This is a genomic window from Marinomonas gallaica (assembly GCF_049821165.1).
GTDB classification, from domain to species: Bacteria; Pseudomonadota; Gammaproteobacteria; order Pseudomonadales; family Marinomonadaceae; genus Marinomonas; species Marinomonas gallaica.
In genome coordinates, this window is sequence record NZ_CP187511.1 from 1412242 (window position 1) to 1427348 (window position 15107).

The 15107-nt window shown below is 45.1% G+C and carries 13 protein-coding genes; 12 read left to right on the forward strand and 1 reads right to left on the reverse strand.

The features are described 5' to 3' along the window. Positions 1–17 precede the first annotated feature (17 nt). The 11 genes from betI to ACPUEK_RS06610 all read left to right on the forward strand — a co-directional run bounded on the left by betI (position 18) and on the right by ACPUEK_RS06610 (position 12613). Entirely contained in the window at positions 18–602 is a 585-nt protein-coding gene (gene betI / locus ACPUEK_RS06560; RefSeq protein ID WP_425642725.1) for a transcriptional regulator BetI, read from the forward strand. Between the two features lie 104 nt (positions 603–706). Continuing rightward, on the forward strand, positions 707–1636 hold the full coding sequence (locus tag ACPUEK_RS06565; protein ID WP_067217317.1) for a choline ABC transporter substrate-binding protein: 930 nt from the start codon (positions 707–709) through the stop codon (positions 1634–1636). Positions 1637–1722: 86 nt separating this feature from the next. Beyond that, on the forward strand, positions 1723–2568 hold the full coding sequence (choW, locus tag ACPUEK_RS06570; protein ID WP_425642726.1) for a choline ABC transporter permease subunit: 846 nt from the start codon (positions 1723–1725) through the stop codon (positions 2566–2568). A 3-nt stretch (positions 2569–2571) separates the two neighbouring features. After that, a complete protein-coding gene (gene choV, locus ACPUEK_RS06575; RefSeq protein WP_067030964.1) occupies positions 2572–3753 on the forward strand; it encodes a choline ABC transporter ATP-binding protein in 1182 nt (393 codons plus the stop codon). A gap of 312 nt (positions 3754–4065) precedes the next feature. Then, a complete protein-coding gene (hsdR, locus tag ACPUEK_RS06580; protein ID WP_425642727.1) occupies positions 4066–6522 on the forward strand; it encodes an EcoAI/FtnUII family type I restriction enzme subunit R in 2457 nt (818 codons plus the stop codon). Positions 6523–6608: 86 nt separating this feature from the next. After that, positions 6609–8108: an N-6 DNA methylase gene (locus ACPUEK_RS06585; RefSeq protein WP_425642728.1), complete on the forward strand. Its 1500-nt coding sequence runs from the start codon at positions 6609–6611 to the stop codon at positions 8106–8108. Beyond that, positions 8108–9892, forward strand: a complete 1785-nt coding sequence (locus tag ACPUEK_RS06590; protein WP_425642729.1) for a restriction endonuclease subunit S — start codon at positions 8108–8110, stop codon at positions 9890–9892. Before ACPUEK_RS06585 ends, ACPUEK_RS06590 begins: the two co-directional genes overlap by 1 nt. An 83-nt stretch (positions 9893–9975) precedes the next feature. Beyond that, positions 9976–10407, forward strand: coding sequence for a hypothetical protein (locus tag ACPUEK_RS06595; protein WP_425642730.1), 432 nt, complete (start codon positions 9976–9978; stop codon positions 10405–10407). A gap of 9 nt (positions 10408–10416) precedes the next feature. Continuing rightward, complete coding sequence (locus ACPUEK_RS06600) at positions 10417–10944, forward strand: type II toxin-antitoxin system MqsA family antitoxin (protein WP_425642731.1); 528 nt, start codon at positions 10417–10419, stop codon at positions 10942–10944. Continuing rightward, positions 10937–11392 (forward strand): hypothetical protein, encoded by a 456-nt coding sequence (locus ACPUEK_RS06605; protein ID WP_425642732.1) that lies wholly within the window; start codon positions 10937–10939, stop codon positions 11390–11392. The genes ACPUEK_RS06600 and ACPUEK_RS06605 overlap by 8 nt, the downstream gene beginning before the upstream one ends. A 147-nt stretch (positions 11393–11539) precedes the next feature. Further along, a complete protein-coding gene (locus tag ACPUEK_RS06610) occupies positions 11540–12613 on the forward strand; it encodes a PD-(D/E)XK nuclease family protein (protein WP_425642733.1) in 1074 nt (357 codons plus the stop codon). Between the two features lie 27 nt (positions 12614–12640). Here ACPUEK_RS06610 and ACPUEK_RS06615 read toward each other — a convergent pair whose 3' ends face one another. Further along, positions 12641–13570: a restriction endonuclease gene (locus ACPUEK_RS06615; protein ID WP_425642734.1), complete on the reverse strand. Its 930-nt coding sequence runs from the start codon at positions 13568–13570 to the stop codon at positions 12641–12643. 440 nt (positions 13571–14010) lie between these two features. Here ACPUEK_RS06615 and ACPUEK_RS06620 point away from each other — a divergent pair, with 440 nt between their 5' ends. Then, positions 14011–15033, forward strand: a complete 1023-nt coding sequence (locus ACPUEK_RS06620) for an ABC transporter substrate-binding protein (protein WP_425642735.1) — start codon at positions 14011–14013, stop codon at positions 15031–15033. The last annotated feature ends 74 nt before the right edge of the window (positions 15034–15107 follow it).

A 15107-nucleotide genomic window follows, 5' to 3' on the forward strand; every position in this document is an offset into this window, starting at 1 on the left:
AACAAAAAGGGATCCAAATGCCAAAAGTTGGAATGCCAGAAATCAGAAAACCGCAACTTATTGAAGCAACCATATCAGCTATTGATGAACACGGTTTTCCTGGCGCGACGGTGAGCGTAATCAGCAAAAAGGCAGGTGTTTCACCCGCCATCATCAATCACTACTTCGGTGGTAAAGATGGTTTGCTCGAAGAAACGATGCGTAGCCTGATTAAAGAGTTTTTTGAAGTGTTACACAGCGAGTTATATCTAACTCGTGATGGTGATATTTTCGAAAAGGCGATGGCGATTGTAAGAGCCAGTATTAGCCAATCTCAGACACGACCACAAGTGGTTAAAACGTGGATGGGGTTTTGGGCATCGGCTATGCATAAGCCAGCGCTGTATAGATTACAAAATGTATATTCACGTCGCTTACTGAGCTGCTTGGTGGTTGTGTTTCGTGAACGCTTTGAGAAAGAGCGTGCACGAGAGGTTGCCTTCACGGTCGCTGCGATGATTGATGGTATGTGGTTGCGCGGCTCCCTAGCCGGTGGCATAGACAGTCAGCATGCAGCAAACATGATTAATGAATACATTTCATTCGTGTTGAAACAACCGTAACGAGCAAGCCCCCAAGGATGGGGAGCTTGGTAGGGTGTGAATCGATTTTTAAATTTAGAGAGGCCTTTGTTGCACTCTAACAATGTATCCATAGGAGATAGATTATGTTGAATTTGAAACACACTACACTTGCTGTATGCATCGCGGGTGCATCCACATTTGCTGCTGCAGATTGTTCTACCGTTCGTTTCTCTGATGTAGGTTGGACAGATATCACCGCCACGACTGCGATCACGTCGACGGTATTAGAAGGTTTAGGTTACTCAACTAAAACACAGCTTCTATCTGTTCCGGTTACGTACACATCTCTTGCCAATGACGATATCGACATCTTCCTAGGCAACTGGATGCCAACGATGGAAGCGGATATCGCACCGTACCTCAAAGCGGGTACGGTTGAAGATTTAGGGCCAAACTTAACCGGTGCGAAATACACGCTAGCAGTGAGCCAAGCCGCTTATGATGGTGGCGTTAAAAGCTTTGCTGATATCGCGAAACACGCACGTGAGTTCAGCGGCCGTATTTACGGTATTGAGCCAGGCAATGATGGTAACCGCCTAATCCAAGATATGATTGACCAAAATGCTTTCGGCATGGGCGACTTCCAGCTTGTCGAGTCAAGCGAGGCTGGCATGCTGTCTCAGGTGAGTCGTAATGCTCGTCGTGATAAATGGATTGTCTTCCTAGGTTGGGAACCACATCCAATGAACGCTAACTTCGACATGGCGTATCTAGAAGGTGGTGATGACTTCTTCGGTCCTAACTATGGTGGCGCTAACGTACATACCAACGTCCGTAAAGGCTACCTTCAAGAATGTCCAAATGTAGGTAAGCTACTAACCAATCTAAATTTCTCCCTACAAATGGAGAATGAGGTGATGGGTGCGATTCTCGATGATGGTGATAAGCCAGAAATCGCTGCTCAGAAATGGCTAAAAGCCAATCCAGCGGTCTTGGATACCTGGTTAGACGGTGTGCAAACAACGTCTGGTGACAATGGCGTCGCAGCTGTAAAAAGCTCTCTGGGTCTATAACGAAGCAACCTTCGTTTTAAATGATCAAGTAAGCGCCGTATTAAGCGGCGCTTACTGCAAGATGTAAGTTGTTTGGAGACCCTCATATGAATTGGCTAACAGAGCACAAAATTCCACTCGGCGATACCATGGAGACCTTTGTAAATTGGTTGATTGATGTTGCTTCGTTCTTTTTCGATTTTATTTCCATTACTTTAGAAACCCTGATTTTTAGCATGGTGGATGGCCTAGAATGGATGAATCCATTCGCCGTCGTGGCCTGTGTGTTAGCCCTAGTTTGGTGGTTACATCGTAGTCTTGGCATCATGATATTCGTTGCCGCATCGTTCATGTTGATTATGAATCTAGGCTACTGGCAAGAAACCTTACAAACGCTAGTGTTGGTAATCACAGCCACGACTATTAGTGTCTTGGTCGGTGTACCGATTGGTATTGCTGCCGCACACCGTCCAATGTTGTACACCGTATTGCGTCCGGTTTTGGACTTGATGCAGACGATCCCGACGTTTGTTTACCTGATTCCAACCTTGATTCTATTTGGACTAGGTTATGTGCCGGGTCTGATTTCAACCATTATATTTGCCATCGCTGCGCCAATTCGTCTGACCTATCTTGGTATCAGCAAAGTACCTAACGAGCTACGCGAAGCCGGTCTAGCTTTTGGTTGTACGAAAGCAAAACTGTTGTACAAAGTTGAATTACCAGCGGCGATGCCAAGCATCATGGCCGGGGTCACTCAATGTATTATGCTGTCTTTGTCTATGGTGGTCATCGCAGCATTAGTAGGCGCTGACGGTCTTGGTAAACCGGTTATACGTGCATTGAATACGGTAAACATTTCGCAAGGCTTTGAAGCGGGTGTGGCCATTGTATTGGTTGCCATCATGCTTGATCGTATCTGTAAAACACCATCTTCAAAAGCGGAGGGCTAAGTTATGCCAATGGTTCAAATTGAAAATTTAGACATCGTTTTTGGTAACCAGAAACTTGAATCATTACGACTGCTTGATAAAGGAATGAGCCGCTCTGAAATTTTAGCGCGAACGGGCGATGTCGTCGGGGTTCAAGATGCGACGATTTCAGTAGAAGAAGGCGAAATTTGTGTCCTGATGGGGCTGTCTGGGTCGGGCAAATCGACACTGCTGCGTGCTGTAAACGGCTTGAATAAAGTGGCGCGTGGTCGCTGCTTGGTGAAAGACGGTGAGCGTATGGTTGATATGGCTAAATGTGATGAAAACACACTGCGTCATATGCGTACCAATCGAGTTTCAATGGTATTCCAAAGCTTCGCTTTAATGCCTTGGATGACCGTGCTTGAAAACGTGGCATTTGGCTTAGAAATGCAGGGCATGGGCAAGAAAGAGCGTGAAGAGCGTGCTAACAAACAGCTGAAGATGGTAGGTCTGTACGACTGGCGCGATAAGAAGCCAGATGAACTGTCCGGTGGTATGCGTCAGCGAGTCGGCTTGGCCCGAGCGTTCGTTATGGATTCTGACATCCTGCTAATGGATGAGCCATTCTCGGCACTGGATCCATTGATTCGCTCGCAATTGCAAGATGAATTGATTGAGCTACAAAAGCGCTTAAAGAAAACCATCATCTTCGTGAGTCATGATCTGGATGAAGCATTAAAAATCGGTTCTAAAATTGCCATCATGGAATCAGCTCGAATCATTCAAGAAGATGTGCCAGAACAGATTGTTTTGAACCCCGCTACGGAATACGTAGAAAAGTTTGTAGCACACACGAACCCACTTAATGTCTTGCGTGGTACAGCATTGATGACGCCGCTGGATCAAGTGGCGCAGTTAGATGATTTGTATCGAGTGAGTGAGCATCTATCCCTTAATATTCAAGCAGGCGTCCTAAAAGAAGCCTTGTCTCATGGTCAGAACATTGCGCTGAGTAAATGGGATGACAGCATGGACATCGAGAATATGCCTGAAAATACAATCGTTGTTGCACCTGTCGATATTTCCATGCGCGATGCCGTTGAAATTCGCTACCAAACCAAGCAACCGATCGTTTTGCAAGATAATGGTCAGTGTGTCGGAGTGTTGGGTGATCATCAGTTCTATCATGCACTGCTTGGTAAACACTTCAGCCGAGCGTCTTAGTTGTGTATTCGTGAAATCAAAACGGTTTTGGTGAAATCAGGACAAAGAGTATCTAGTCGAATAAAGCAAACGTGACGCTTTATTCGACTGAATTCTGTAGGGGAAGGGGTATTTCTTTGTCTTGATGGATCCACTTATTCTTAACGAGCCCCAACGTTATTAAGCATCACACAAGTTGAAACAAACTGAAGCCCTTAGCACACATGTGCTAAGGGCTTTTTCTTGGAATCCAAGGTCGCATAGTATTTCGTATCGGAAAGGCTCAAGAAGTGCGTTATTATCGGATCAATATTGATCGTTATGGATGCCTCTATGTCTCACGGAATCAACAAAGCCAATCTCACCGAAACTGACATTATTACCAAGCTTGTGTTGCCCGCTGTAAAAAGCGTTGGTTGGGATGACATGACCCAGATTCGCCAAGAACTCCCCATCACGGATGGTAAAGTTGTAGTACGTGGTCAAATGGCGGCGCGACTGAAGGCGAGGCGAGCGGATATTGTACTGTTCTATAAGGACGGTATGCCATTGGCGGTGATTGAAGCCAAGGCCAATAAATACCCAATAGGCCATGGCATCCAACAAGCGCTAAGCTATGCAGAAATGTTAAGTGTGCCGTTTGTATTTTCTACCAATGGTGATGGCTTTCTGTTCCATGACAAAACCAACCCTCATCAAATCGAAACACAAATAGAGCTAGAGGATTTCCCTAGCTGTGAGCAGCTTTGGCAAAAATACGTTGGTTGGAAAGGGTACCAAGCACACCAGCTGCCATTGGTGACCCAGAGTTATCATAATGATGGCGAAGGTAAAGCGCCGCGTTATTACCAGATGCAGGCCATTAACCAAACCATCGAGGCCGTTTCCAAAGGACAAAACCGACTATTATTAGTCATGGCGACGGGCACCGGAAAAACCTATACCGCTTTTCAAATTATTTGGCGTTTATGGAAAGCCAAAGCCAAGAAACGTATTTTGTTTTTAGCAGATCGCACGGCTCTTATTGAACAGACCCATATTGGCGACTTTCAGCCATTTGACACCAATATGACGATCATCAAAGGGCATAAAATCGACCCTGCTTATCAGATCTATCTCGGTTTATACCAAGGAATCACTGGCAAAGAAGAGATTCAGAAAGCCTACAAAAATGTCTCGGAAGACTTTTTTGATTTGATCGTGATCGACGAGTGTCATCGTGGTAGTGCTGATGAAAATAGCGCTTGGCGAGAAATTCTCGATCACTTCTCCGGGGCGACTCAGATTGGTCTTACCGCCACGCCAAAAGAAACCGAAGAGGTTTCCAACATTGAGTACTTTGGCGAGCCGATTTACACCTACTCATTGAAACAAGGCATCGAAGACGGTTTTCTTGCGCCTTACAAGGTGATTCGTGTTGATATTGATAAAGATGTTCAAGGTTGGCGACCAGAGAAGAATCAAGTTGATAAGCACGGCAACCTCATCGAAGACCGCATTTATAACCAGAAAGACTTTGATCGAACATTGGTGATTGATGAGCGTACCGAACTGGTGGCGAAAACCATCACCAACTACCTAAAACGCACTGACCCGATGGCAAAGACCATCGTCTTTTGTAATGACATTGATCATGCTCGTCGTATGCGTGACGCATTGGTGAAGCTCAACCCTGAGCAAATGGCAAAAAACGATAAATACATCATGCGTATCACCGGCGATGAAAAAGAAGGTAAAGATCAACTGGGCAATTTCACCAATCCTAAAAAGCCATATCCAGTGATCGCCACTACATCAGAGTTGATGACTACGGGTGTAGACGCCAAAACCTGTAAGTTGATCGTCCTAGATCAGACCATTCAGTCGATGACCAAGTTTAAGCAGATCATTGGTCGTGGTACACGCATCGACGATAAATTCGGCAAGCTGTGGTTTACTATTTTGGACTTCAAAAAAGCCACTGAACTGTTTGCTGATCCGCGATTTGATGGTGACCCTGAACAAGTAAAAGTCGTCTCGGCGCTGGACTTTGAAGACGACACCAGCCTTGATAACGTCATTGAGGGTGATGAGGCGTCAGGGTTTACCGACGCTGATATGATCGATCCCGATACTATCCAAGAGCCGGACTCAGGCTATCAACATGACGGCGCAGAGGCATGGCATACCAGCGATTTTAATCTTAACAACGAAGACAACCATGACCCAGATAAGATACAAAAATTTCATGTCCAAGGCGTCAGCGTTGAGATTTTCGCAAAGCGTGTTCAGTACTATGGCTCAGATGGCAAATTGGTCACCGAATCGTTCAAAGACTACACCCGTAAAACCGTGTCGAAACAGTTTGCCAGTCTCGATGAATTTGTTAAGAAATGGCAAGATGCTGATAAAAAGCAAGCCATTATCGATGAGTTAGAAGAGCAGGGTGTTATTTGGAGTCTGCTAGAGCAAGAAGTCGGTAAAGAGCTCGATCCGTTCGATATGATTTGCCATATCGTTTATGATCAGCCGCCGCTAACGCGTAAAGAGCGCGCCAACAACGTCAAAAAGCGTAATTACTTCACCAAGTACGACGGAGTGGCCCAAGAAGTGCTCAGTCGCCTACTGGATAAATACGCCGACGAAGGCGTCTCAGAAATCGAAAACATTCAAGTGTTGAAAGTCGCACCATTTGACCAAATAGGTCGTATGAGAGAGATCATCAAGAAAGGCTTTAATGATGATAAAGAACAATACTACGACGCAGTAAAAGCCTTGGAAGACGAGTTATACCAACCGCACATTGCCTAATCAACAACGCCTCAGCGACGTCTAATGTGCTTGTTGAGGCGACATGACATCTACGTCACTTCAGAATTCAGTTAATAGAGAATCTTATGTCCATCAGTACCGTAATCAAATCCATCCAAGACATTATGCGCAAAGACGCCGGTGTAGACGGCGATGCCCAGCGCCTTGGTCAAATGTCTTGGCTGCTATTCTTGAAAGTCTTTGACGCCCAAGAAGAAGAGCTAGAATTTGAATTAGACGACTACAAAGCCCCGATTCCAGAGAATTATCTGTGGCGTAACTGGGCAGCCGATCCTGAGGGCATTACCGGTGAAGAGCTTTTAGAGTTCGTTAATGATGATCTCTTTCCTGATATGAAGGCGCTGAATGCTCCGCGAGATTTAAACCCGCGCGGCTTTGTGGTGAAAGAAGCCTTTAGCGATGCCTACAACTACATGAAAAACGGCACCTTGTTGCGTCAGGTGATCAACAAGCTCAATGAGATCGACTTCACTGACTCCAATGAGCGTCATCTATTTGGCGATATATACGAACAAATCTTACGTGATCTACAAAGCGCCGGTAATGCCGGTGAGTTCTACACGCCACGCGCTGTCACAAAGTTTATTGTGAACCGTCTTGATCCTAAGTTGGGCGATAATATTATGGACCCCGCTGCGGGTACGGGTGGCTTCCTTGCCTGTAGTTTTGACCATGTGAAAGAGAACTACGTCAAAACCACCGAAGACCATCAAACCCTGCAACAGCAAATCCATGGGGTAGAGAAGAAACAGCTGCCGCATTTGCTCTGTATCACCAATATGATGCTGCACGGTATCGAGGTGCCAGTACAAATTCGCCACGGCAATACTCTGAACAAACCCCTATCAAGCTGGGACAGCAATATTGACGTGATCGCCACCAACCCACCGTTTGGTGGCACAGAAGAAGACGGTATTGAAAAGAACTTCCCAGCAGAAATGCAAACCCGTGAAACGGCAGATTTGTTCTTACAGCTGATTATCGAAGTTTTGCGAGACAAAGGACGTGCGGGCGTGGTACTGCCAGACGGCACACTGTTTGGCGAAGGTGTGAAAACCAAGATCAAAAAGCTACTGACCGAAGAGTGTAACCTGCACACCATCGTGCGTTTGCCCAATGGCGTGTTTAACCCGTACACCGGCATCAAGACCAATATTCTGTTCTTTACCAAAGGCCAGCCAACCAAAGAGGTGTGGTTCTACGAGCATCCGTACCCAGAAGGTGTGAAGAACTACAACAAATCCAAACCGATGAAGTTTGAAGAGTTTCAAACGGAAATCGACTGGTGGGGCGACGAAGCCGATGGTTTTACCAGCCGCGTTGAAACCAACCAAGCGTGGAAAGTCTCCATTGAGGACATCATTGCCCGTAACTTCAACTTGGATATTAAAAACCCGTACCAAGAAGCGGTCGAAGTGCACGATCCAGAAGAGCTACTGGCCACCTACCAACAGCAACAAACCGAAATCAGCGAACTGCGCCTACAGCTGAAAAATATCCTAGGCGATGCCCTAATGAGCACGGCAAACAGCCAGCAGAACGACTCGGAAGAGGAGCGTGGCTAATGGCAGAGCAACACAAGCTGCAACAGCTTATCACCGAACATATTGATCTTTGGACAGGCGCAGTCAAAGACAAATCCAGCGCCGGTCGTGGCGGTAGCAGTAAGCGTGAGCTTTACGGCATTAAAAAACTGCGTGAGTTGATTTTAGAATTGGCGGTACGCGGCAAGTTGGTCGCCCAAGACCCAAATGATGAGCCTGCATCAGTATTGCTAGAGCGTATTGCCGCTGAGAAAGTGGAACTGGTCAAACAAGGCAAAATCAAAAAGCCCAAAAAACTGCCAGAGATCAGCCAAGAGGAAAAGCCCTTTGAATTGCCCAAAGGGTGGGAGTGGACTAGATTAGGCGACCTATCTAGCGAGATTCATTATGGTTATACAGCGTCCGCGTTACCTAATTCCGATGGTATCAGACTCCTTAGAATAACTGATATTCAAGATGACAAAGTAAACTGGTCCACTGTTCCTGCTTGTGAAATAACCCTTGAGAAAGCAGAAGGTTATCTGCTTGAAAATAATGATATTTTGCTAGCTCGTACAGGTGGAACCATTGGCAAGTCTTACCTCGTTGAAAATATTAATGTAAATGCTGTTTTCGCATCATATTTAATTCGTGTTCGTAAAATCGAATCGATGTATGCGTCATTCATAAAAGTTTATCTAGGTAGTAAGTTGTATTGGAAGCAGCTCTATGCGAACTCTGCGGGCACAGGACAACCTAATGTAAATGCTACAGCATTAAAGTCGCTACTGGTGCCAGTGGCTTCTATAGAAGAGCAACACCGTATCGTCGCTAAAGTCGATGAGCTAATGGCACTGTGCGATCAGTTAGAACAGCAAACCGAATCTAGTCTTGATGCCCACCAAACCTTGGTGCAAATCCTACTGGATACCCTGCTACAAAGCGCTGACGCTGAAGAACCAGAGCAAAACTGGCAACGTCTCAGCGCCCACTTTGATCTGCTGTTTACCACCGAGCAAAGCATCGACCAGCTCAAACAAACCATCCTGCAACTCGCCGTGATGGGCAAACTGGTGCCCCAAGACCCCAACGACGAACCTGCGTCCGAACTACTCAAACGCATCGTCGCTGAAAAAGAAGAACTGGTTAAGCAAAAGAAAATCAAAAAGCAGAAACCACTGCCACCGATCAGCGATGATGAAAAACCATTCCAGCTGCCCAAGGGATGGGAATGGTGTAGGTTTGATTGTACTTCTCTTACCTCTGGCGCTGGTTGGAGCCCGCAATGTTTAGCCACTCCTCGGGAGGGCGAAAATTGGGGAGTTCTCAAAGTAAGCGCTGTTACTTGGGATGTATTCAATCCACTTGAAAACAAAGCTTTACCAGATCATTTAGAAGCTAGAGATGAGCATGAAGTTAAAAGCGGTGATTTTCTTATCTCTAGGGCTAATACAGCGGATTTAGTCGCTAAAGCGGTTGTTGTGCCTGAAAATGTTCCTGAGAAATTAATGATGAGTGACAAAATTATCAGATTCAAATTTCATAGTGAAGTTGTCGGTCACTTTCTCAATTTGGTAAACAACAGCTATTTTTCTCGTGCCTACTATCAGCGTGTTGCCGGTGGTACGAGTAGTTCAATGAAAAATGTCTCTCGTGAGCAGATAAGAAGTTTGGTGGTTCCTTTACCGCCAAAGGAAGAGCAAAAGAGGGTAATTACTATAGTCGATCAGCTAATGAGCCTCTGCGACCAGCTAAAAGCCAAACTCGCCGATAGCAAAACTACCCAGCTAAACCTAACCGACGCCCTAGTGGCGCAGGCGGTGTAGATTTTATAAGACAGCCTATGTACAAGGAGGTACAAAATGCTTGCATGTAAATTTACATATTCTTCATGGATAAACTTACCATTATGGTAAATAATGCAATCAATATTAGTGCATACCATGGAGCGCCACCTACTTCTAGGGAAGAAGGTCGAGTCCATATCGACAGCGGGCCACTTTATGATAACTCCACCGTACTGGCCTTACTCGATAAGGGTGATGAGCATACAAAGCTTTGGACGAAAAAGTGTATTCAAGATGTTCAGCGGTTAGAGTTTGACATCGAGGATGTGCGGGCTTTGTTGAAACAAGCTTTACTCAATGGTCGTTATGTTAACTCTGAGTGGTGTGTGCAAAATTCAACAGGCCCATGGGCGGCATGCGATAGCTACTGCTTAGTTCGTGCAGAGTGGAATGACCATGCGTATAAAGACATGCACTATGAGTATTATGTGAAATTCGCGATAAACAAAGCAGGCAAACTGTTGTTACTGGTTTCCTGTCATCTATCGCAGTAGGGGTGAGATATGAAAAGCAAGGTATGTCCAATTTGTGAAATGGGGCAGTTGCAAGCTAAGACTGAATGGATTGATGTTGAGCACCTTGGTCACACAGGCAAGATTAAAAGCCATTATGCGGAATGTGATGTGTGTGGCAGTGAGCAAGCCGGTACGACCGAAGCGCGTTTAAATAAGCGTGCTATGATCGCGTTTAAGAAAGAGGTGCAAGGCTTACTAACGGGTGAACAAGTCCGTGTTTTACGCAAAGCATGGGGTTTAAACCAAGAGCAAGCCGCAAAAGTTTTCGGTGGTGGTCCGGTCGCTTTTTCGAAGTATGAAAGCGATGACGTGATGCAATCGGATTCAATGGATAAGCTGCTGCGTATGGCGGAAGCGTTTCCAATGATGCTAGAGAAGCTAATGTATGAAGCAGGTGTGCAGTCTGATAGCTGGGAAGAAATATCAAGGGCTCGATTTACGTTAAAAGTTGTGGAAAGTAAAAAAGCTACTGTTGTCCGTGAGTATCCTATCGAGGAGATGCAAGCGTATGGCTAAGATTAGCAAGACATTGCAAAAGGCGATTGATAACTTATCTATTCAAGATGTCTATCTAAAATCGTCTCAGGCAGAATGCAGTGAAGGTTTTGACCCCAAGCGTACAGAGCATACGGAATTACTTGTGCAGCAAATGCATGCTGTGCGTAGAAGTGAAGTCATTCAATCGAATGAAGACGAGCTAATTTTAAAAGTCTATGTGCGCATGGGGACACGATGGGTGCTGCCTGTAGAGGGTCAGGATCCTGAAATAAAAGCCTTTGTAGAAGCGGATTTTATTGCAGAATATGCCATGGCTGAGTTGTTGGAAACCGAAGCGGTTGATGAGTTCTCGTTAAAAAACGCAAGTTTCCATGTTTGGCCTTACTGGCGTGAATTCCTAAGCTCACAGTGTGAACGCCTACGTCTTCCTAGGTTGGTATTGCCAGCCGTGCAATTTAACCGCTAAACACTTATGTTTACGTCATATCTGCTAGCATCGCCTCGTAGAGATGCCGCAGGTCTCACATAAAAGATTCGCTATTCGATTTGTAGATTCGCAATTACATCGGGTGATGCACTTGTGTGTTAACTCTTCAATTAGGAAATATCGTTAATGGAACTAAACGAATTAAAGTGTTTGCTTACCGAAATCTCAGAGCTTTCGGGCATACCTGAGCGCGAAGCGACTATTTTTAGCATCGGTGCTCGTGGTCATTTTGAGAATCCAGCAACAGATGTTTTAGCTTTCTTTCTCGACAATAATGCAGAACATAACCTAGGTGAACTTGCCCTTGAAGCGCTACTCATTTCAATAGGCGACGGTCTTTCTGATCAGTTAAGTGCTAGCCTAATTAATGCTCCAAAAAGAGAAGTGCTAACTGATGGCCGTAACCGCATAGACTTGCTTCTGGAGTCTGATGATTGGGTTCTAGTGTTAGAGAATAAAATTTTTCACGAGCAAATAAACCCTTTTGATGATTATGAGAAGTTTGCTGAACAGAAGTTTGCCGAGAAAAAGCGTGTACATGTTGTCTTATCTCCTTCAGGGCAAGCACCTCACGGTTGGTATGGCGTTAGTTATACTTCTTTGATTGGTACATTAAAAAGCGGTTTGGCAGCTCATTTTATCTCACAACCTATGAATAAGTGGGTGGTTTTATTACGTGAATTTATCGTGCATATGGAGCAATTAATGACAGAAGGAACAAGAGTGCCAGCAGAGACTTATAGATATGTTCTTAGCCATTTAGAAGAAATTGAGAGTGCTCAAAAGCTGAAAGATACCGTTATCAAAGAACTCTTTAGTGAGTGCGCGGCAGTTTTGCAAGAAGCACTCCCTGAGCGAGAGATACGTGCGAACCTCCATCATTGGGGCCTTTCCCCTGTTTTGCGTTTTAAAGTAGCAGATTGGGTTGGAGAAACAGAAGTTGTCATATTCTTTGGTGGTGCGAATAACTATGTTACACAGACATATATCGATCATCTCGTCTCTGAAGAGCAACATAGTGAAGCAAGAAAAGCGATAGAAACATCTGGTGTGTTAGATAAATGGCCAGAGAAAAGCGGCTCAATGTCCGTTTTCAAAAAGCCAGTGTTAAGTCTGGATAAAGAGGCTATTTTCGAGGAGATCACTGAGCGCATGCTGCAAGTCGACTACTTTGAACGAGAAGTCAGAACACAGTTTTAGTTGCTCAATAATAGTTTTAAACATTTTTTACCCATCAAAAAATTCTTCATCAATCTTTTTAAGATGAAGCACTTGTTCGTTTCTGCTGCCGATATTGTAGCGCAGCATAAGCTTCGCAAGTTGTTGTCCGTTGATTAACACGATGCGCGATCCAAGGTCATTGGCAGTTTTGATCGCGGAGGCCGTGAAGTCCGATGTAGTGATGAATAAGCCTTTCTGGGCTCTCTTTAAGTTTAGCGCACCAAAGAAGTCTCGTATGTCACCCGAGCCGACGTTGTTGCCTGCGGCATAGCGTTTGGCCTGGATGTAGATCTGATCGACGCCTAGCGGGTCTTGGTTGATCACGCCATCGACACCGTTATCACCGGTCTGACCGAGGGCATGGGCGGTGCTTTCGCCTGTGCCGCCGTAGCCCATTGCAAGTAGAAGGTCGATTAGCAGTTGCTCAAAAAACGCCGGCGAGACGTTTCTGGTTCGTGTTAACAGCTCTTCTTCAAGGGCTTGGTTAATACGGTGGTAAGCCTTGAGTAACGCTTCATCGGGTGTGATGTCTTCGTCGCTCTGTTGGATTGTAGAAATGCAATCTCTGCTATCCGTGCTCTCAATCTCATTACTCTTGTTCTTGAATGCTTGGAATTCGTCGAACTGCTTCAAGTAGTCATTGTTGATCTCGAAGTTGGCTGCGAGGGCTTCAAGGCCGCGCTCTGTAATCATGAGATGGGCACGTTTAGGGCTGTCTACTAGACCTGCCTTGAGCAAATAAGTGCGAGCCCAGCCGACACGGTTATCTATGATTCGCTGCTTACCACTTGGTAAAAGCGCATTGCGTTCTTCATCAGAGAGCTGAAAGTGATCGGCAATCGCTGTGACGAGGTCTCGAACGCGAACGTCTTGGCCTTGCTGCGAGGCAAGCTGTTGCAATAGTGGTTGCATGATTTGTTGGTAATTTGGAATCATTTTGCTTGTCCTTAAACACTCAATGTTGCCTTTTAAATCTTAAGCTGAGCTAACTTGCACTGCTCATTATACAAGTAATAATCGTTTGTCGTACTGGAATGGTGGCTTGAGTTCTAGGACGTCTACACTATTAAAGTCCGAGCCTAGAATCCGAATCATGTTTAGCCGTTAGTTGGGGATTTCTTAGCAGACAGTTTTAGATAAACAGGAGTGTCATTTTTGTGCTCATTGTTGTCTTTAGTGTAAATAAAATGGTTTTAATGTGTTTGGTTTAATATAATTCTTTTAGTAAGAGGTGAGTTAGATTTTTGTTCGAAACTTAAGAAATGAAGGCATTTTTTGAGGGGCTTTTAAGGTTAGTGACCACCGTTTGGCTGATTTTATTGCGCTTACTAAGCGAGTCCGAAAAGTTGTTGTGAAAGTGCAGAAGGTATCCAAACGTGAGACAGGTTTTCTATATTGTAAGTGTGAGCATTAGTTTTATTTTTGCGATGGTTGGTAATGCGTCTGCTGAGGATCAGAAAACGGTTTATATGGCTGTGTGGCGAGGATGTGAGGAAGCATGTCTGGGCTTTAAAGACTATATGGAAAACAGGGGGACGCCGGTCAATATCATTGTGCGTGATGCCAACCGTGATAAGTCTAAATTGCCGGAATTTCTTGCAGAAGCTAAACGAATAGAGCCTGACTTGGTTGTTACGTGGGGAACTAGCGTCAGCAAAGCCATGATTGGAACTTATAAAGAATATGGTAGCGCTACTAAATTGGGGAATATTCCCGTGCTGTTTATGCTCGTTTCTGACCCATTGGGTGCCGATATTATTGCGTCTAAAGAAGAAAGTGGACGACCTACGGTGACAGGGGTCCGCAACCGCATTAGTGAAAAGGTGCAGATCAATGCCATGCGAGAGTATTTTCCAGTTTATAGAGTAGGAGTACTGTATTCATCTGCCGAGCTTAACTCAGTATTGAACACAGAAAAACTGCGTGAACTATCCTTAGAAATGGGGTTTTCTTTAGTTGAAGAAACCTATGAATTAGATGCTCAAGGTAAACCTATTCCGAATCAGTTCGATCGTAAAATGGCTGCTTTGGCCGCACAAGATATTGACGTTGTGTACGTTGGTTCCAGCTCTTACAACCTAGCGAATCAAGATGCCTTTACGGAAGCGGCTATACGTTATGGTTTGCCCGTGGCCAGTGCTTACAACTCGATGGTGACGAACTCTTCAGCGTTGATTTCCGTTTCCAATAAGTACTATAGAGTGGGGGTGTTAGCGGCCAATCAGGCCAATAAAATTCTGTTGGATAATGCGCAGCCAGGCAGTCTGCCTATTGCTGACCTGAGTGGTTACTCAATGGCTATTAATGTGTCTGTAGCCCGTAGAATGCAGCTTTACCCGCCGATCCAGCTATTACGCTTTGCCGATTATGTGAATGTTAAGATTAAGGGGATAAACTAATACAGTTTGGCAAAGAGTGTGGTCTTTAAGTAGCATTGATACACACTAATCAGTGCTTTAATGTAGTGAAAACA